Source organism: Streptomyces sp. NRRL F-525 (assembly GCF_000716605.1).
Lineage (GTDB): Bacteria > Actinomycetota > Actinomycetes > Streptomycetales > Streptomycetaceae > Streptomyces.
In genome coordinates this window covers 26,711-44,288 of record NZ_JNXE01000042.1, presented here as the reverse complement: position 1 = coordinate 44,288, position 17,578 = coordinate 26,711, and the positions used below count along the sequence as shown (strand labels likewise).

The 17,578-nt window shown below is 71.1% G+C and carries 18 protein-coding genes and 2 tRNA genes; 2 read left to right on the top strand and 18 right to left on the bottom strand.

The window, feature by feature from the left end; all coding sequences use genetic code 11:
* Nucleotides 1-114: 114 nt before the first annotated feature.
* From OO69_RS40170 to OO69_RS40155, 4 genes are all read right to left on the bottom strand, one after another.
* A complete protein-coding gene (locus tag OO69_RS40170) occupies nt 115-795 on the bottom strand; it encodes an ATP-dependent Clp protease proteolytic subunit (protein ID WP_033285887.1) in 681 nt (226 codons plus the stop codon).
* Nucleotides 796-845: 50 nt separating this feature from the next.
* Complete coding sequence (locus tag OO69_RS40165; protein WP_033285987.1) at nt 846-1,448, bottom strand: ATP-dependent Clp protease proteolytic subunit; 603 nt, start codon at nt 1,446-1,448, stop codon at nt 846-848.
* Between the two features lie 365 nt (nt 1,449-1,813).
* Entirely contained in the window at nt 1,814-3,178 is a 1,365-nt protein-coding gene (tig, locus tag OO69_RS40160) for a trigger factor (protein ID WP_033285886.1), read from the bottom strand.
* Between the two features lie 194 nt (nt 3,179-3,372).
* Nucleotides 3,373-3,449: transfer RNA gene (locus tag OO69_RS40155), tRNA-Pro, on the bottom strand.
* Between the two features lie 164 nt (nt 3,450-3,613).
* On the opposite strand from OO69_RS40155, the gene OO69_RS40150 reads away from it, so the two are divergent.
* Nucleotides 3,614-3,687 (top strand) — tRNA-Gly (locus OO69_RS40150).
* Between the two features lie 82 nt (nt 3,688-3,769).
* Here the strand turns inward: OO69_RS40150 and OO69_RS40145 are convergent.
* Both OO69_RS40145 and OO69_RS40140 read right to left on the bottom strand, forming a co-directional pair.
* On the bottom strand, nt 3,770-4,003 hold the full coding sequence (locus OO69_RS40145; RefSeq protein WP_033285885.1) for a hypothetical protein: 234 nt from the start codon (nt 4,001-4,003) through the stop codon (nt 3,770-3,772).
* A gap of 46 nt (nt 4,004-4,049) precedes the next feature.
* Nucleotides 4,050-4,244, bottom strand: coding sequence for a hypothetical protein (locus tag OO69_RS40140; protein WP_026151384.1), 195 nt, complete (start codon nt 4,242-4,244; stop codon nt 4,050-4,052).
* A 303-nt stretch (nt 4,245-4,547) separates the two neighbouring features.
* Here OO69_RS40140 and OO69_RS40135 point away from each other — a divergent pair, with 303 nt between their 5' ends.
* Nucleotides 4,548-5,654 (top strand): acyltransferase family protein, encoded by a 1,107-nt coding sequence (locus OO69_RS40135; protein WP_033285884.1) that lies wholly within the window; start codon nt 4,548-4,550, stop codon nt 5,652-5,654.
* A 9-nt stretch (nt 5,655-5,663) separates the two neighbouring features.
* Here the strand turns inward: OO69_RS40135 and OO69_RS40130 are convergent, their stop codons facing one another.
* The 12 genes from OO69_RS40130 to OO69_RS40075 all read right to left on the bottom strand — a co-directional run bounded on the left by OO69_RS40130 (nt 5,664) and on the right by OO69_RS40075 (nt 17,556).
* Entirely contained in the window at nt 5,664-7,088 is a 1,425-nt protein-coding gene (locus OO69_RS40130; RefSeq protein WP_033285883.1) for a DUF6177 family protein, read from the bottom strand.
* Nucleotides 7,085-11,101, bottom strand: a complete 4,017-nt coding sequence (gene eccCa, locus OO69_RS40125) for a type VII secretion protein EccCa (RefSeq protein WP_051801571.1) — start codon at nt 11,099-11,101, stop codon at nt 7,085-7,087. The genes OO69_RS40130 and eccCa overlap by 4 nt, the downstream gene beginning before the upstream one ends.
* 52 nt (nt 11,102-11,153) lie before the next feature.
* The gene (locus tag OO69_RS40120) at nt 11,154-12,374 is read right to left on the bottom strand and encodes a MinD/ParA family ATP-binding protein (protein ID WP_078652783.1); all 1,221 of its coding nucleotides are present in this window, start codon (nt 12,372-12,374) and stop codon (nt 11,154-11,156) included.
* Nucleotides 12,375-12,399: 25 nt separating this feature from the next.
* On the bottom strand, nt 12,400-13,773 hold the full coding sequence (eccD, locus tag OO69_RS40115; protein ID WP_033285881.1) for a type VII secretion integral membrane protein EccD: 1,374 nt from the start codon (nt 13,771-13,773) through the stop codon (nt 12,400-12,402).
* Between the two features lie 14 nt (nt 13,774-13,787).
* Nucleotides 13,788-14,090 (bottom strand): hypothetical protein, encoded by a 303-nt coding sequence (locus OO69_RS40110; protein WP_051801570.1) that lies wholly within the window; start codon nt 14,088-14,090, stop codon nt 13,788-13,790.
* A 36-nt stretch (nt 14,091-14,126) separates the two neighbouring features.
* Nucleotides 14,127-14,606 (bottom strand): HD domain-containing protein, encoded by a 480-nt coding sequence (locus OO69_RS40105; RefSeq protein ID WP_234444657.1) that lies wholly within the window; start codon nt 14,604-14,606, stop codon nt 14,127-14,129.
* Between the two features lie 178 nt (nt 14,607-14,784).
* Nucleotides 14,785-15,516: a DUF6508 domain-containing protein gene (locus OO69_RS40100; protein ID WP_033285879.1), complete on the bottom strand. Its 732-nt coding sequence runs from the start codon at nt 15,514-15,516 to the stop codon at nt 14,785-14,787.
* Between the two features lie 6 nt (nt 15,517-15,522).
* Nucleotides 15,523-15,927, bottom strand: a complete 405-nt coding sequence (locus OO69_RS40095; protein WP_033285878.1) for a hypothetical protein — start codon at nt 15,925-15,927, stop codon at nt 15,523-15,525.
* Between the two features lie 17 nt (nt 15,928-15,944).
* Nucleotides 15,945-16,346, bottom strand: coding sequence for a hypothetical protein (locus OO69_RS40090; RefSeq protein WP_051801568.1), 402 nt, complete (start codon nt 16,344-16,346; stop codon nt 15,945-15,947).
* Nucleotides 16,339-16,737, bottom strand: coding sequence for a hypothetical protein (locus tag OO69_RS40085; protein ID WP_033285877.1), 399 nt, complete (start codon nt 16,735-16,737; stop codon nt 16,339-16,341). The genes OO69_RS40090 and OO69_RS40085 overlap by 8 nt, the downstream gene beginning before the upstream one ends.
* Nucleotides 16,738-16,754: 17 nt before the next feature.
* Nucleotides 16,755-17,141 carry a hypothetical protein gene (locus tag OO69_RS40080; RefSeq protein ID WP_234444656.1) on the bottom strand — a complete coding sequence of 129 codons (387 nt, stop codon included), beginning with the start codon at nt 17,139-17,141 and terminating at the stop codon, nt 16,755-16,757.
* Nucleotides 17,142-17,148: 7 nt separating this feature from the next.
* Entirely contained in the window at nt 17,149-17,556 is a 408-nt protein-coding gene (locus OO69_RS40075) for a hypothetical protein (protein WP_033285982.1), read from the bottom strand.
* Between the last annotated feature and the right edge of the window lie 22 nt (nt 17,557-17,578).

The following is a 17,578-nucleotide window of genomic DNA, read 5'->3' as shown; positions in this document are numbered from 1 at the left end:
CTGGTGCTGCCTTATGTCCGACGGTACCTTGCCGGGCCCCCCGTTCGGGCCCCCCTTGGCACGGTTCACTTCCACGTGGACGTGCCAAGGGGTGGTGGACGATACAGGTCCGGGTCAGCGGACGTCGGCGTTGTTCATCTTCCGGGTGGAGATGATCTGGTCGATCAGGCCGTACGCCAGGGCGTCCTCGGCCGTGAGGATCTTGTCGCGCTCGATGTCCTCGCGGATCTTGTCCAGCGGGGTCGTCGAGTGCTTGGCCAGCATGTCCTCCAGCTGGGCACGCATGCGGAGGATCTCGTTGGCCGCGATCTCGAGGTCGGAGACCTGGCCCCGGCCCGTCTCGCTGTACGGCTGGTGGATCAGCACGCGCGCGTTCGGCAGCGCCATGCGCTTGCCCGGCGTACCGGCCGCCAGCAGGACGGCGGCGGCGGACGCGGCCTGGCCCATGCAGACCGTCTGGACGTCCGGCTTCACGAACTGCATCGTGTCGTAGATCGCAGTCAGCGCGGTGAAGGAGCCACCGGGGCTGTTGATGTAGATCGAGATGTCGCGGTCCGGGTCCATCGACTCCAGGCACAGCAGCTGCGCCATGACGTCGTTGGCCGACGCGTCGTCGATCTGGACACCGAGGAAGATCACGCGCTCCTCGAAGAGCTTCGCGTACGGGTCGTACTCACGGACGCCCTGCGAGGTGCGCTCGACGAAACGCGGGATCACATAACGGGACTCGGCGGCGGGAGCCGTGTATTCGGCGCGTGCGTGGTCGTTCAGGCCGTTGCCGGGGAAGTTGTTCACTGTCTCTCTCCTGGGGGCTGTGGCGGTCGGCTGGTGGCTGTCCTGGGGCCTCAGGCCCCGGTGCCGCCACCGCCCGGCATACCGGCGGCCGTGGGGATCACGTCGTCGATGAGGCCGTACTCCTTGGCCTCCAGCGCGTCGAACCAGCGGTCGCGGTCCGAGTCGCGGGTGATCTGCTCGATGCTCTGGCCCGTGTGCTGGGACGTGAGCTCGGCCATGCGCTTCTTGGTGTGCAGCAGCCGCTCCGCGTGGATCTTGATGTCGGAGGCCGAACCGGCCAGGCCGGCGGAGGGCTGGTGGATCAGGATCTCGGCGTTCGGCAGCGCGAAGCGCTTGCCCGGGGTACCCGCGCTGAGAAGGAACTGGCCCATGGAGGCGGCGAGGCCCATGGCGATGGTCACCACGTCGTTCTTGATGAACTGCATGGTGTCGTAGATCGCCATGCCGGCCGTGATCGAGCCGCCGGGGCTGTTGATGTAGAGGTAGATGTCCTTGTCGGGGTCCGCGGCAAGGAGGAGGAGCTGCGCGGTGATCTTGTTGGCGATGTCGTCGTCGACCGCCTGACCGAGGAAGATGATCCGCTCACCGAGCAGCCGGTTGTAGACCTGGTCGCCGAGGCCACCGATAGAGGGCTCGCCGGCGGCTGTAGGCATCAGATTCGTCACGTATCCACCTGCTCGTCTTTACGACGGCGCCGGGCCGTCTCACGTGTACTGCCGGGGGCAACGGGGACTCCCCTGCCCTCGTATTCATGGACCCTAACGCGCGGGTCCCTCCGGGGAATCCCGCAAAGGGAACTGTTCGCTGTCAGCGCATGCGCTGCGCTGGCCTGAGCGGAATCCCCTGGGGTGGGGTGGTTGCGCTTGTATCGGGGCTGCGGGTCCGTGGGGGCTGGGCGCGCCCGCGCGGCGGAGCCGCAAATCGATACAGCCCCGCGCCCCTTTGGGGCGCGCCCCAGTGGCCGGTACGACAAAGGGCCCCGGGGCTTGTCGCATCCCAGGGCCCCTCGTACGGCTGATTACTCCTCGGTCGCGGCCTCGGCCGTCTCCGTGGTCGTCTCCGCCGTCTCGTCCTCGTCGTCCAGGTCGACGATCTCGCCGTTGGTGTCCTTGACCGTGGCCGCCTCTACGACGACCGCCAGGGCCTTGCCGCGGGCGACCTCGCCGACCAGGAGGGGGACCTGGCCGCCCTCTACGACGGCCTGGGCGAACTGGTCGGGGGACATGCCGGAGGAGGCCGCGCGGCGCATGAGGTGCTCGGTGAGCTCCTCCTGGTTGACGTTCAGCTTCTCCTTGTTGACGAGCTCGTCGAGGACGAACTGCGTCTTGATGCCCTTGACCGCGGCTTCCTTGGTCTCGGTGTCGAACTCCTCGGCCGTCTTGCCCTGGATCTCGAGGTACTTCTCGAGGTCGAGGCCCATCTGGCCGAGCTGGTGGTGCTCCAGGTTGTGCTTGCGGGTGTTGATCTCGTCCTCGAGCAGCTTCTCGGGGACGGGCACCTCGACGAGCTCCAGCAGCTTCTCCAGGACGCGCTCCTGGGCCTGCGTGGCCTGGTCGTACTGCTTCATGTTCTCGAGGCGCTTGCGGCTGTCCGCGCGCAGCTCCTCCAGGGTGTCGAACTCGGAGGCGAGCTGTGCGAACTCGTCGTCCAGCGCGGGCAGTTCGCGGGCGGCGACCTGGGTGACCTTGACGGTGACCTGGGCCTCCTGGCCGGCCGCGGAGCCGCCCTTGAGCTCGGAGGCGAAGGTGGCCTCGCCACCGGCCTCCAGGCCGGTCACGGCCTCGTCGATGCCTTCGAGCAGCTCGCCGGAGCCGATGGTGTAGGAGACGCCCTCGGCGACGCCGTCCTCGAGGACCTCGCCGTCGACCTTGGCCTCCAGGTCGAGGGTGACGACGTCACCGTCGACGGCGGCGCGCTCGACCGGGGAGGTCGCCGCGAAGCGCTCGCGGAGCTGCTCGACGGACTCGTCGATGTCCGCCTCGCTGACCTCCACGGCGTCGACCTCGACCTCGATGCCCGAGTAGTCCGGGATCTCGATGGTCGGGCGGATGTCGACCTCGGCGGTGAAGTTCAGCGTCTCGCCGTCCTTCAGCTCCGTGATGTCGACCTCGGGCTGGCCGAGCGGGTTGAGCTCCGCCTCGTTGACCGCCTCGGTGTAGAACTTCGGAAGCGCGTCGTTGACCGCCTCCTCCAGGACCGCACCGCGGCCGAACCGCTGGTCGATGACGCGCGCCGGGATCTTGCCCTTCCGGAAGCCCTTCACCGTGACCTGCTGGTTGATCTTCTTGTACGCCGCGTCGAGGCTGTCCTTGAGCTCCTCGAAGGGCACCTCGATGCTGAGCCGAACCCGGGTCGGGTTCAGGGTCTCCACGGCGCTCTTCACGGTTCGGTCTCCTTGGGGGCTGACTTCTTGGTTTGCGGACCCAGACAGGTCCGGCGGTTTCTGGTCGCCCGGAGGACTTCAGAGTGTGAGAGACACACGGGCGCGCAGCTTGCATAGTAGCCGCAGCGACGAGACCCCCCAAAAGGCGATCCCGCGAGGTACTGGTGTGATACCGGACCCGGAGGTCCGGCAGGTGGTCGGGGTGGCGGGATTTGAACCCACGGCCTTCCGCTCCCAAAGCGGACGCGCTACCAAGCTGCGCCACACCCCGTCTGGTGCGACACGTAGGGTACATGCCCGCAGGCGGTGAAGCCGCCGCATTTCACGAGCGCCGGGGTGCCGGAGGGGGCATGGGGAATGCGGTGTGCGCTGAGGGCACCCGACCCGCTACGATGCCTTCTGTGCCGCGGTCGTCTGACCTGCGGCGCGTCCTGTGCGGGCGTAGCTCAATGGTAGAGCACTAGTCTTCCAAACTAGCTACGCGGGTTCGATTCCCGTCGCCCGCTCCAGACATCTCAGGGCCAGGCCGGAGGATCACTCCTCGGTCTGGCCCTGATGCGTTCCCCGCCTTTTGGCCGGAAGGGGAAGGCTTCAGGGGAGCCGTCGGAGCCAGAGCGAGGCGAGGCCGTAGGCGGCGAGCGCCGCGGCGAGGCCGACGAGGCCCGATGCCCTGTACGCCCAGTCGGGCAGCGCGTGCCGGAAGTAGTCGAACGTGACGTCGCGCGCGAGCAGGAAGGCGGCGAACGCCGCGAACAGGGCGCCCGCCGACTCCTTGGTGAACCGTCGGCTCGTCGGTGTCGAACCCCTTGCCGTGCGCTGCCGCACGCGCGCCTCCGCCGGAAGTCGGTCGAGCGTCGGAAAGCGATCGGGGTCAGAAGCTGATCGAGTTGATCGTCTCCGCCAGTGAGTTTATGAACCGGTTGATGGACGGAGCCATCCCGGTCGAGGCGAGGAAGAAGCCGAAGAGGATCGCGACTATGGCTGGGCCGGCCTTGATCGATCCCCCTCGGATCAACACCACCAGGATGATCGCCAACAGCAGCACCACAGACAGTGAAATGGCCACAACTGATCACACCCTCGGTCGGTCCGCTCTCCCGGCCCGGGGACGCAACCCGCGCACCCCGCCAGAACCATCGTGCCACCAACGCGGCCCACCTATGCGGCGGGTGACGCATCGTTGGTCGCAAAGGTTCGGCACAGATGCGTTCGCAGTCCGTTCGCATTATTGGCATGCGCACATGAACAGGCTTTCCCCGTGTGCCCTTTTGCGCCTTTTGATCGGGATGAATCGTGACATCGTGAACAGATTCCGGACGCGCGTCCGATGGTTTCACCGATTCCCACAGGCAACGCTAGGGTGCCTCAGATGTTCCACGTTGACGCGCCCCCGGGCCAGAACGAACAGAGCAAACAGAACGAAAAGAACGAACAGCCCAAATCGCGCGACGCGTTCTTCGACAACGCGAAGTACCTGGCGATCCTGTTGGTCGCCATCGGGCACTCCTGGGAGCCCCTGAAGGGCGACAGCAGAGTGCTCCAGGGCCTGTACATGGTCGTGTACAGCTTCCACATGCCGGCGTTCATCGTCATCTCCGGCTATTTCTCCCGCAGTTTCGACATGAGCCCCGCCCGGCTGAAGCGGCTCCTCACCGGTGTCGCGCTGCCGTACATCGTGTTCGAGATCGCGTACTCGCTCTTCAGCCGCTACGCCAACGACGACCCGCACCAGCAGATCACCCTGCTCGACCCGCTGTATCTCACCTGGTTCCTCTGCTCGTTGTTCATCTGGCGGCTCACCACCCCGATCTGGAAACTGGTCCGGCACCCGCTGCCGATCGCCCTCGGCATCGCCATGCTCGCCTCCTGCACCCCGGCCATGACCGACGACTTCGATCTGCAGCGGACGGCGCAGTTCCTGCCGTACTTCGTGCTCGGCCTGGTCCTGCGGCCCGAGCACTTCCGGCTGGTGCGGCGGCCCGAGGCGCGGAAGTTGGCGGTGCCGGTGTTCGTGGGCGCGCTGGTGTTCGGCTACTGGGCGGTGCCGCGGATGAACGCGAGCTGGCTCTACCACCACGACTCCGCGCAGGAGTTCGCCGCGCCCTGGTGGGTCGGGCCGGTGATGACGCTCGCGATGTTCGGCTGCTCGCTGCTGCTGACCGCTGCCTTCTACTCCTGGGTGCCGAGCCGCACGACCTGGTTCACGGCGCTCGGCGCGGGCACCCTGTACGGCTATCTGCTGCACGGCTTCCTGATCAAGGGCGCCGGTTACGCGGGCCTGTACGACCACACCTGGCTGCACCGGCCCTACGGCGTCGCCCTGGTGACCGCCCTCGCGCTCACCGGCGTCACCCTGCTGTGCACCCCGCCCGTACGCCGGGTGTTCCGCTTCGTGATCGAGCCCCGCATGGAGTGGGCGTTCAAGCGTGACGCGGCCGAGGCCGCCCGTGAGCGGCAGCGGGCGCTGGTGGGCTGAGCGGCCGTCTCAGGCGCCCTTGAGGTGCCTCATCAGCCGCTCGAAGTCCGTCCATCCCGCGAGGTCCGAGGGGTCGCCCGGGAAGGGGTAGTACAACGCCGGGCGCCTCTTCGGGCCCAACTCCCGCGGCGGCCGCGGCAGCGGGGTGCGCCTGGCCCGGTCACCAGGCAGCTCACGCACCTCCTCGGCACCGAGGACGAAGGCGTACGGGACGCCGGGCCCCTCGAAGCGCGGCGGGACGGACAGGTCGCGGCGGGCCCGCCGGACCTGGACCAGCATCGACTGCAGATCGTGCCGGGTGGCGAGGACCTCCGCCGCCCGGGTCACGTCGGCGTCCGTCGGCACCGTCTCACCCGGGCCGTAGCCGAACGCCAGCGTGACGTCCTCCTCCACACCGGCCTCGGTACGGCTGATCCGGACCGTCGCGAGGCCCGGGCGCTCCGGAGTGCCGACGACCACCAGCCAGGTCGGCTCGGGCGCCCGCTCGTAGGCCAGGTCGGTCAACTGCCGCAGCGACCAAGGCAGGTTGGCGGGCTCCTCGGTGCCCCAGCCGGCCGGCGGTTCTCCGGTGAGCTCGCGCCATACGGCTTCCAGGGCGCCGCCGAGCACGAGGCGGTCGTCCGCCGGGTGGACGGCCCGGAAGGAGACGGCCAGTTGGCGTTCGCCGTCGTCGGCGGTCTCGGAGGTGAACGACTCGGCCACGGGGGTGCGGGGGTCCTCCGGCGTCGCGTCCGGGGACCCGGCCGTCACGAACAGGCCGTTGTCCCAGCGCAGTACGGCTCCGGACAGTCCGTCGTAGTAGCCGTCCTTCTTGTCCTGTACGACCCAGCGCGAGGGCCAGCCCGGCAGGCTGCCGCGGACCGCCGGGGACAGGCGGGTGCCGGCGGGGGTGACGATCTGCAGGCCCAGTCCGGCGTTGGCGACGGCCCGGAAGGCGTCCGAGAGCCAGGCGGTCATCGCGACCACCGGGCGGTCCTGGATCACCACGGCGACCTTGTCGGTGAGCACGTCCACGGCGGGCTGCGCCGCGGCCGGGGCCGGCACCGCGCGCACCCCGTCGGTGTCGACCACCGCCAGCGACCGCGCCGCCTGCGGCGGCCAGGCGGTGCCGCCGACCAGGGTGGCGACGCGGGCCGCGAAGGTGCCGGCGAGTTCCTCGGCCTCCTTGACGCCGGTGGTGGCACGGGCCTCGGTCCACCAGTACGGCACCTCGGGCTCGGTCGCCCCGAGCAGCCGCGCCGCCTCTCCCCTGACCCGCACCAGCAGGGGTGCCTCTACGGAGACGAGGGGACGGCCCCGCTCGTCGCAGAGCTGTACCACCGCGCCGTCCCCCTCGACGCCCGCCAGCATCTCGGGGCCACCGGCCAGCAGCCCGGCGAGCACGCTCAGCGGGTCGGGCATCGTCCTGGTGAGAGCGACGACATCCTTCGTCATGGGTACCTCGTCCCGTTGCCTGTGCCCACGCCGGCCTGCCTGGTTCCCGCGTGGACGGTCTGGATCAGCCGGTTCGGCTCGCCCCTGCGGACCAGGACGCCGCGGCCGGACGGCTGCTGCCCGGCGTACACACCGGGGAAGAGCTGGCCCTCGCCGCGGTCGCCCGCCATCACCAGCGCCGAGGCGCCGGACTCGCGCAGGCTCTGCAGCAGCGGCTCGTACAGGCCCCGGGAGGCGCCCGCGACCCGGCGGGTGAGGACGAAGTGGAGGCCGATGTCCTGGGCCGAGGGGATGTACGGCAGGAAGGGCGCGAGCGGCTGCTGGCCGGCGGTGGTGAGGACGTCGTAGTCGTCGACGAGGATCACGATCCGCGGGCCCGAGCCCCAGCTGCCCGGTTCCAGGTCCGCGCCGTCCGCGCTCTCGTCGGGCAGCCGCTTCTCCAGTTCGCCGGCGATGCCCGCGGACAGGCCCGCGCACAGCTTGGCGTTGTAGGCGTAGCCGCCCCGGTACTCCTCGGGGACGGCGCCGCGCAGGCCGCGACGCGGGTCCATGACGCCGAAGACGAGTTCGTCCTCGCTGTAGCGCTCGATCAGGCCCTCCACGACGGCCCGGAGCAGGTTGGTCTTGCCGCACTCGCTGTCGCCCATGATCAGCAGATGCTGGTCGTGCTCGAACAGGTCGAGCAGGACGGGCGCCAGGTGGGTCTGGTCGAGGCCGATCGGGACCCGGCGCGGTTCGGCCGCCGGACCGGGCAGCAGGTGCGGCTCCAGGACGTGCGGCAGGACCCGGACCGGCTGGGCGGTCTCGCCGGACCAGGTCGCGCGGATCGTACGGGCCGTGTGTTCCAGGACCGTGCCGAGGTCGGCCGTGTCGGCGACGCCGTCCGTGCGGGGCAGGGCGACCTGGGCGAAGAGCTTGCTGTCGGTGAGGACGCGGCCCTTCTCGTCGGGCGAGAGGGTCTGCGCGAGTTTGCGCTCGATGCTGGACTCGCCGGCGTCGTTCAGCCGGAGCTCCACCCGCGTGCCGAACTGGGACTGGGCGGCGATGCGCACGTCGTTCCAGCGGAGCATGCCGGCGACCACGTGGATGCCGTAGCCGCTGCCGCGCTTGAGGATGTCGCCGACGCCTTCGTCGAGTTCCTCGAAGTCGTCGCGCAGGGCGCCGAAGCCGTCGACGAGCAACACGATCTCCGTGGAGGCCAGTTCGGGGACGCGGCCCGCGGCGCGCAGGGTGCGCAGCTGTTCCAGGGAGTCGATGCGGTGGCGGCGGAACAGCTCCTCGCGCTGGTCCAGCATGCCGCGTACGGAGTCGACGGTGCGGGCGCACCGCTCCCGGTCGGCCCGGCCGGCCACCCCGCCCACGTGCGGCAGGCCGGACAGCGCCTGCAGACCGCCGCCGGCCAGGTCGAGGCCGTAGACGCCGACCTCCTGCGGGGTGTGGGTGAGCGCCAGGGACAGGGCGAGGGTGCGCAGCAGGGTGGTCTTGCCGGACTGGGGGCCGCCGATGACCGCCGCGTGGCCGCCCGCCACCGTGAGGTCCAGGTACCACTGGCCCTGCCACTGCCGGGCGGGATCGTCCAGGACGCCCAGCGGCACCTGGAGCGGGCCCCGGCGCCGGGCGAGCTGCATGCCGCGCGCGCCGACCTCGACGGGGCCGGCGACCTGGTCGAGGGCGACGGCGGCGGGCAGCGGGGGCAGCCAGATCTGGCGTACGGACCTGGTGTCGGCATTCTCTATCTGCCGGACCATGACGCCCATCTCGGTCAGCCCGGTCTCCCGGCGCCGCATCTGCGGCTCCTCGGGTGCCGTGCTCTCGCCCTGGCCCAGGGTGTTGTACGCCGGGTACTCCAGGGCGAGCGGCCCGGTGTCCTCGGTCTCGCGCCGGACGGGGCCGCTGTAGGCGCCGGAGACGTAGCCCGCCTTGAACCGCTCGTAGTGGCTGGTGTCGACCTTGAGGTAGCCGAAGCCGGGCAGCGGGGGCAGGTGGAAGGCGTCCGTGGTGTCGAGGACCGTGCGGGACTCGTCGGCGGAGAAGGTGCGCAGGCCGAGCCGGTACGACAGATAGGTGTCGAGGCCCTTGAGCTTGCCGCCCTCGATGCGCTGGCTGGAGAGCAGCAGGTGGACGCCGATGGAGCGGCCGATGCGGCCGATGGACAGGAACAGGTCGATGAAGTCCGGCTTGGCGGTGAGGAGTTCGCCGAACTCGTCGATCACGACGAACAGGTGGGGCAGCGGTTCGAGGTCGGGGCGCTTCTCGGCGCGCAGGGCGGCGTAGTGGCCGATGTCGGCGACGTTGCCCGCCTCCTTGAGGACCTGCTGGCGGCGCTTGACCTCGCCGGCGAGCGAGGCGTGGACGCGTTCGACGAGGCCGGCCTGGTTCTCCAGGTTGGTGATCACCCCCGCCACGTGCGGGACGTCCGCGAAGGGGGCGAAGGTGGCTCCGCCCTTGTAGTCGACGAGGACCAGCGCGAGGTCCTCCGGCGGATGGGTGGCGAGCAGCGCGAGGACGAGGGTGCGCAGCAGCTCCGACTTGCCGGAACCGGTGGCGCCGACGCAGAGGCCGTGCGGGCCCATGCCCAGCTCGGAGGACTCCTTCAGGTCGAGGAGCACGGGTTCGTGGCTGTCGCCGACGCCGATCGGGACGCGCAGGAAGGCGCGTTCGCCGCGGGGCGCCCACAGCCGGTCCAGGTCGAGGTCGGCGACGTCGTCGATGCCGAGCAGTTCCGCGAAGTCGACCGGGCCGGTCAGCGGGGCGCCGACCAGGGACTCCGCGGACAGCCGCAGCGGGGCGAGCATTCGGGCCAGGCCCTCGGCGAGGGCGGTGCCGACCTCGTCGACCGTGCCGTGGGCGCTGATCGGCTCGGCCTCGCGCAGGTCCTCGATGACGGTCCGGGCGCCGTCGACGGTGATGCGCACGCCGACGCTGCCGGGCTCCCGTACCCGCTCGTCGAGCAGGTGCAGCACGGTGACGCCCATCTCCCGCAGGCCGACCGCGTCGTCGGGGCGCGGCAGGTCGACGGCGTCGTCCCCGTGCCCGTCGGCGACGACGAGGAGCCGGGAGGTCAGGCCGAGCGCGTCCTTGCCGGACATGCCGCGGCGCACCTCGGCCGCGTAGGAGGCGCGGCGGCGCAGCTCACCGCCGATCCGCCGGGCCAGTTGGGGCAGCGAGGGGGCGATACGGCGGGCGGCGACCGGGCCGTCGAACTGCTCGGTGTCCAGCAGGTGCGGCAGCCACTTGACCCACTCCCAGTCGGCCAGCCGGTCGCCGGGGGCCGCGACGGCCAGGGCGACGTCGTCGGGCGCGTGGGTGGCGGCGGCCTGGACGAGCAGCGCGCGGGCGACGCGCAGGGTGTCCTCGCGCGGGCCGATGACGCTGATGTTGCCGACGCGGTCGAGCGGGACGGTGAGCGGGAGTTCGGTGCCGGTGCTGAAGCGGGAGGTCAGCGCGGAGGCCTCGTTGAGCATGAACTGGTCGGGCGGGGTGAGCGCGGAGGAGCCCTGCTGGGCGATCTGCAGATCACGCACCGGCATCTGCCCGGTGCCGACGCGCACCCGCAGGAAGTCCCCGTCCGTCCGGCGCCGTTCCCACAGCCGGGCGGGGTCGCGGACGATGTCGTAGAGCGCGTCCGGCGGCGGGTTGAGCACCTGGGCGCGCTCGCGCCGTTCGCGTTCCTCCTTCGCCAGTTGTTCGCGCAGGTCCTCCAGGTAGGCGAGGTAGGCCTCGCGCTGGGTGCGGCGGACGCGCTGGGCCTTGCCCCGCTGGGAGAAGGCCATGGCGAGGGAGCCGGCCAGGGTGACGACGAGGATGATCGCGCCCAGCCCGGCGAACTGGCTGTTGCGCACGAAGGTCATCATCACGACGGACGACATGACCCCGGCGACCGGCAGCAGCGAGTGCAGCACGGAACCGGCCTTGCCCTCGGGCAGGTTGGGCGGCGCCTCTATCGTGCGCGGCTCGGGGGCGGCCGGCGGGCGGGTGGTGCGGGCGGGACGGTGGATCAGTCGGGTGCTCATCTTCGGTGCCTGGTCCTCGGGTCGGGTTCCTCGGTGCCTTCCTGTCGGGCGGTCAGCGCTGCTTCTGGGAGAGCTGGAAGACGTCGGCGGCCAGCCGGGTGGCGGCCTGCCGGGTGGCCCGGGCGAGGAGATCCGTACGGATGGTGCCGCCGGACGCGAGGTGGCGGTCGTAGGGCAGGACCGTCACGGTGACTCCGGCCTCGGTCAGCTCCTGGGTGGCCCTGGCGAGGTCGACGCCGAGGTGCGGTGCGGTCTCGGTGACGACGACGACGGTGGAGGCCAGCACGTGCGGGGGCAGGTTGCGCATCCACTCCAGGACGGCGCGGGTGCTGGCGATGCCCTCCAGCGTCGCGGGCACGGTGAGCACCCGGGCCTGCGCGGCGGACAGCGCGGTACGGGCGACCTCGGCGGGCAGGGTCTCGCAGTCGACGACGGTCACCCCGAAGAAACGGCGCAGCGAGACCATGACCCGCTCGTAGCCCGTGGTGTCGAGCATGGCGCCGACCTGGCCCTGGCTGCCGGGCAACAGCCAGGCGTTGCCGGGGAGTTGGACCAGGTAGCCGGTGACGTCGAGCAGCGACATCTGCGGTTCCACCAGTCCGGCGAGGTCACCGGTGGTCCAGCGCAGGGACTCCGCGCCGAGGCGCAGCGGCAGCGAGCCGAGCGCCGGGTCGGCCTCGACGACGAGCACCGGGTCCTGGCGGTAGTGGGCGTAGGTGGCGCCCAGCAGCGCGGCGACCGTCGTCTTGCCGGAGCCGCCGCGGATGGACGTCACCGCGATCTGCCGCCCGGTGGTGACCGCCTGCTGCAGCACCTCGGCGGTCGCCGCGCTGTCGGCGACCTCGCGGGCCGCCGAGGAGGAGACGGTACGGCGTACGGCGCGCAGGGCGCGGACCCCGAACGCCTCACCGCGGCGCGGCTTGAGCGCGGCGTCGGCGAGCCGCTTGTCGAGCACGGGGCGGGAGTCGGGGGTGACGCGGTGCGGGGCGCGGGGCTGCGGCTGGTAGGTGTGGGCCTGGTGCTGGTGCTGGTGCTGTGGAGGCGGCTGGTCGGCGTACGCCCGCTGCTGGTGGTGAGGAGGCTGGTCGGCGTACGCCTGCTGCTGTGGGTAGCCGTACGCCGGGGCGCCGGGCCCCTGCTGCGGTAGCGGTTGTTGTTGCTGCGGCGATGGCTGTTGTTGCTGTTGCTGCGGCGGCACAGGCTGCTGACGCTGAGGCGTAGCGCCTCTCAGATCGCGCAGCACGTCGCTCTGCCAGTTGTCCCCGTTCGGCATGTCGCCCTTCACTCCTGCCCTGGCCTCAGAACTTGTTGAGCAGTTGCCCATAGATGCCGAACACCCCGACGGCGAGCGGGAAGAGCCCGATCACGCCGAGGGACTCGATCAGGTCGCCGATCCGCCGCAGCCGTACCTGCACGTGCTCGGGCGGCTGGACCGCGAGGACCAGCAGCGGCAGCACCCCGGCGACGCACAGCAGCACCAGTGCCCCGGCGCCGCCCGCGTGGTCCACCCACTCCACCGCGAGCCGTACGACGAGCAGCGCGGCGCCGCTGAACAGCGCCACCACCTCGGCGACCAGCGGGAAGGCGCGGGCCTGGGACAGCAGCACCACGGCGGTGAGCGCGGTGAGGGCCACCGTCCACACGGTCGGCTGCCCGGACGCGGTCAGCAGCCAGCCGCCGGCGGCGGCCGAGACGACGGTGGCGACGGTGATCAGCGCGAGCCCGCGGTGCGTCGCGGCGAGCGCGTTGGCGACCTGGTGGCGGCTGACCGACGCGCCCGCGGAGCGCCGGTCGTCGAGTCCCGTCAGCCCCGAGGCCATCAGCGCCAGCCGCGGCAGCACGCCGAGCAGGACGACGGAGAACACGGCCATCACCGCGCCGAGCCGGTCCGGCCGGTCCTGTACAGCGGCGACGGCCTCCCACACCAGGGTGATGAAGGCGGTGGCGCCGGCCCCGAGGAGCGCGCCCCGGCCGAGCGGGGAGAAGTAGGCGAGCAGCACGAGAGTGAGCACCAGCGCGGCGACGACACCGGCCAGCCGGGCCGGTCCTGACCAGCCGTAGGCGTCGGCGGCCGTCCAGGCGGCGAGCAGTCCGAGCCCTCCGGAGGCGAGCAGCAGCGCCGTGGCGAGGCCGCGGTTGCCGTCGCCGATCTTCGAGACGAGCGCGCCGGCGACCAGGAACACGACCGTGACGGCCGCGAGCGCGGTGGTGACGGACTCGAGCGCGAACTCGCGCCGGGCCAGCAGGGCCGCGGCCACGGCGAACACGACGGTGGCCACCCCGGAACTGGCCCGGCGCGCGGCGGGCCGCCAGCGCCAGGCCCGCAGATCGAGGTCGTCGGCGACCTGGTCGGTGACGTCGTGCACGACGGGTGCGGGCGGCGCGGCGTGGGCGCGCACCAGCTGGAGCACGGCGCCGTCGGGCACCTCGGACGAGGACAGCGTGGCCTCGTGCGGCAGCACCGAGCCGTCGGAGGTGATCAGTTGCCGGGTCATGGGCCGCGTGGCGGCCCGGTCGTCGAGCAACTGCAGGATGTCGGGCAGCAGTTGCCCGATCGGGGTGTCCGACGGCAGGACGATGTCGACGCGTCTGCGCTCACCGACCAGCGTGACCCGGCTCAGTTGTGTCCGGGACGCCGTTTGCGTCCGGGACGTCGTTGCTGCACTCACCACTTACCGGAACCCATTCATCGCGAAGTTGTGGCCGAGGGCGCCGAGGACGCCGCGGACGGCTGTGCGGAGGTGCCGCCGTACTGCTGCTGCTCCTGCTGCTGTTGCTGCTTCTGCTTGGCCAGGGTGGCCTGCAGGAAGGACCACCCGACGCATCCGGCGCACAGGACGGCCGCGATGGCGATACCCGCGAACACCTTCCCGAGCCGCTCGTCGGCCGAGCGCCGGGTGCGCTGCGCGCCGAAGAGCAGCGCGTCGCGCATCCGGCGCCGGCGCACCGCCACCGACTCCAGCAGTTGGCTGTCGTAGTCCCGTGCCATTGAGTTGGTCCTGTGCCTGTGCTCTCTGTGGGGTCGTCAGTTGTCGGGGGTAGTGAAGGTTTCGGGGCTGTCAGGGGTTTCGGCGGTGAGGCCGAGGTACTGCCGCATGTCGGCGTACTTCCGGGTCAGACGCCGTGCGGTGGGCTCGTCGAGTACGGCCAGTCGGCGCGGGTCGGCGTTGTGCGCGAGGTCGGCCGCCTTGACGAGCCGCGCGCCCTCGGTGGCGAGGATCCGCTCCGCGTAGGCCCGCGGCTCCTCGCCCGGCCGTTTGCTCAGGGCCAGTACGACGTCCTTGGTGCGCCGGCTGAGGTTGGCCGCCGCCAGCCACTCCTCGCTCAGCACGCCGTCCTCGACCGCGTCGTGCAGCCAGGCGGCGGCGATGAGTTCGCGACCGCCACCGCGGGCGCGTACGCCTTCGGCGACGGCCTCCAGGTGTTCGGCGTAGGGCCGGCCGGCCTTGTCCCGCTGCGCGGCGTGCGCGGCACGGGCGACGGACTCGACCTCGGCGAGCGTCATGACCGGAGCGGACGACCCGTCGTACGGCATAGCGCATCCCCCCTGTCCCCGTGACTTCGCCCGTGCAACATAAAACATGGACGAGCGGGCGGCGTACCCGGGGAGCCCGGGCTGCCGGGAACGGCGCCGAAACCTCCGCAGAACCTGCACACCTGGGGTTCCCGATGTCGAATCCGGCTCACAGGGCGGGGTGCGCGGCATGCGCGGCGTGCCGGTCCAGGAGCGCGACGACCATGGCGTCGAAGAGACCACTCTGGACGGCTTCGTCCACCGACCCCTCGTTGACGCGTTCACCGACCGCGAGGAAGGTCGCGGCGCGTACGGCGTCCGCGGGACGCAGCCGTCCGTGGGGCGGCACCGCGGGAGGCGGAGCGGAGCTCCAGCGGTACTCCGGGGTGACGGCACCGATGCCCCACAGGGCCTTGACGACTCGCCACAACGGCTTGCTGTAGACCGGATACGGCCACTGGGTCGCGCCGTTCGCGTTCTTCTCGCCACCGCCCCAGCGGACGGCACGGTCGTCGTCAGTGAGGGCGGCGTAGGCGTCGGCCAGCTCCTGCCAGGCTTCGACGTCGTCGTGGTCGAGCTGGGCCAGCAGGCGCCGGTCGTCGGCCTCGGTGACGGCGCGGGCGAGTTCGTCCACGGCCTCGGGGCCGCGGACGCCGACCGGGGGTCCGGTGCCGGCGTCGCGGGCGAGTTGGGTCAGCGCGCCGGCCAGCGGAATGCCTCGCTCGCGGGCCTCCGCCACCTTGGCCGCCCATGTCTCGCCGAGGCGATACCCGTCGACACCGGTCGCGGCGCGGCGCGACCACTCCAGGGTGCCTGCGGCGTAGTCGGCCCAGACGTATCCGACGACGTCGCCGTCGGGGGTCTCGACGGCGACGTACTGGACGGGGTGCTGGTGCTGCATGCGGGGTCAGGCCTCCTGGGCGACGGCCTTGACCGCGGCGGTGTTCGGGGCGTCGGTGAGGGAACCCGGCAGCGGGCGGCCCCTGCCACCGGGCTCCGGTCCGGCCAGGAACTCGGCGACAGCCTGGGACGGGCGGATGCCCCGCGCCTTGGCTTCACGCAGCCTGCTGATCCAGGACATGCTCTCGTTCGCCCCCACGGGACCGGCGGCCCGCCTCGGTACGTACGCGGCGGCGTCGTCCTCGTCACCGCCCCACACGTATCCGAGGACGGCACCGTTCTGCTTGTCGACCACCGTGAAGTACTGCACCGGCTTGTCGGTCCTGTCCTGGTACCGCGCCGGGCCGCCGGGCACCTCCACGAATCTCATGTCCTCGGCGAAACGCGGGTTGACCGGTCGTTCACTGCTCATGGTGGTGCGTATGTCTCCTAGTCACCCTTGGCAAGGGTCTCGACCGCGGCGGCGTTCGGGGCGTTGGTCAGGGAGTCGGGCAGGGCCCGGCCCTTGTTGCCTTCCGGATTGGCGAGCAGCTCCCTGAGGGCCTGGGACGGCAGGATGCCCCGCCCCTTGGCGGCCTCCAGCCTTGCGTGCCAGATGCCGCCCTCGCGGAACGCCCGGGGTCCGGCCGCCTCGCGCGGTTCCCACGCGGCGGCGTCGTCCTCGTCGTTGGCCCAGAGGTAACCGAGGACCGCGCCATCCTCCTTGTCGACAACCGTGAAGTACCGCACCGGCTTTTCGGTCCGGGTCCGGTACCTCGGCGGCCCCGGCGACACTGAGTTGAAGTGCACGTCCTCGTCGAAGCGCCGGTTGATCGGCGCGGGTTCAGTCACCAGAGGCCATTTCCTTGAGTGCGGCAAGCGTCGGGGACTCGGTGAGCGAGCCGGGGACGGCGTGGCTCGGCTCGCTGTCGTTGGTGCCCCGCGCCAGTTCCGCGAGCAGGGCCGTCGGGGCGAGCTCCCGGGCCTTGCCTGCGCGGAGGGCCCGCAGCCACCTCGCGCCGGCGTTGACGGCGCCGGCCGAAAGCCCTGGCGGCACCAGCCAGCCGGCCGCGTCGTCCTTGTCGTTCGCCCACAGGTACCCGATGACCGCACCGGTCCGGTCGGCGAAGCTCAGGTACGCGACCGGGCCATCGGTGCTCCGGCCGTACATCGCCGGACCTGCCACCTGCTTCAGCTGGAGGTCTTCTGCGAAGCGCGGGTTGACCGGTCGTTCGCTGCTCATGGTGGGGCGTATGACTCCTAGTCACCCTTGGCAAGGGCTTTGACCACTGCGGCGTTCGGGGCGTCGGTCAGGGAGTCCGGCAGGGCCCGACCGAATTTGCCTGTCGCCGGTTCGGCCAGCATCTCCTCGATGGCCTGGGCGGGTCGGATACCCCTTCCCTTGGCCTTCTCCAGACGGTTGAACCAACCGAGGCCCTCCATCAACGCCCGGGGTCCGGCGGCCTGCCGAGGTTCCCACGCGGCGGCGTCGTCCTCGTCACCGGCCCACACGTATCCGAGAACCAAACCGTTCTCTCTGTCTGCCACCTCGAAGTACCGCACCGGCTTTTCGGTCCGGGTCCGGTACCTCGGCGGGCCCGGCTTCACGAGGTTGAAGTGCAGGTCATCGTCGAAGCGCGGGTTCACCGGCAGTTCACTTCTCCCCCTTGGCAAGCGCCTCGACAGCAGCGGCGTTCGCGGCGTCGGCGAGGGAGCCGGGCAACGGCCGCCCCTTACCGGTCGGGGCAGGGTCGGCCAAAAACTCGGCGAGGGCCTGGGACGGCCGAAGGCCTCGTTCCTTGGCGTTGCGCAGCCGACGGATCCAGAAGCTGCCCTCGTTCACCGCCCGAGGCCCCGCGGCCTGCCGCGGCTCGTACGCCGCGGCTTCGTCCTCGTCACAGGCCCACACATACCCGAGGACCGCGCCACCCTGCTTGTCGACCACCGTGAAGTACCGCACCGGCTTGTCGGTCCAGTCCTGGTACCTCGCTGGACCGCCGGGCGCCTCCTGGAACCACATGTCCTCGGCGAAGCGCGGGTTGATCGGTCGTTCGCTGCTCATGAAGTCCACATTCCTTTACCCC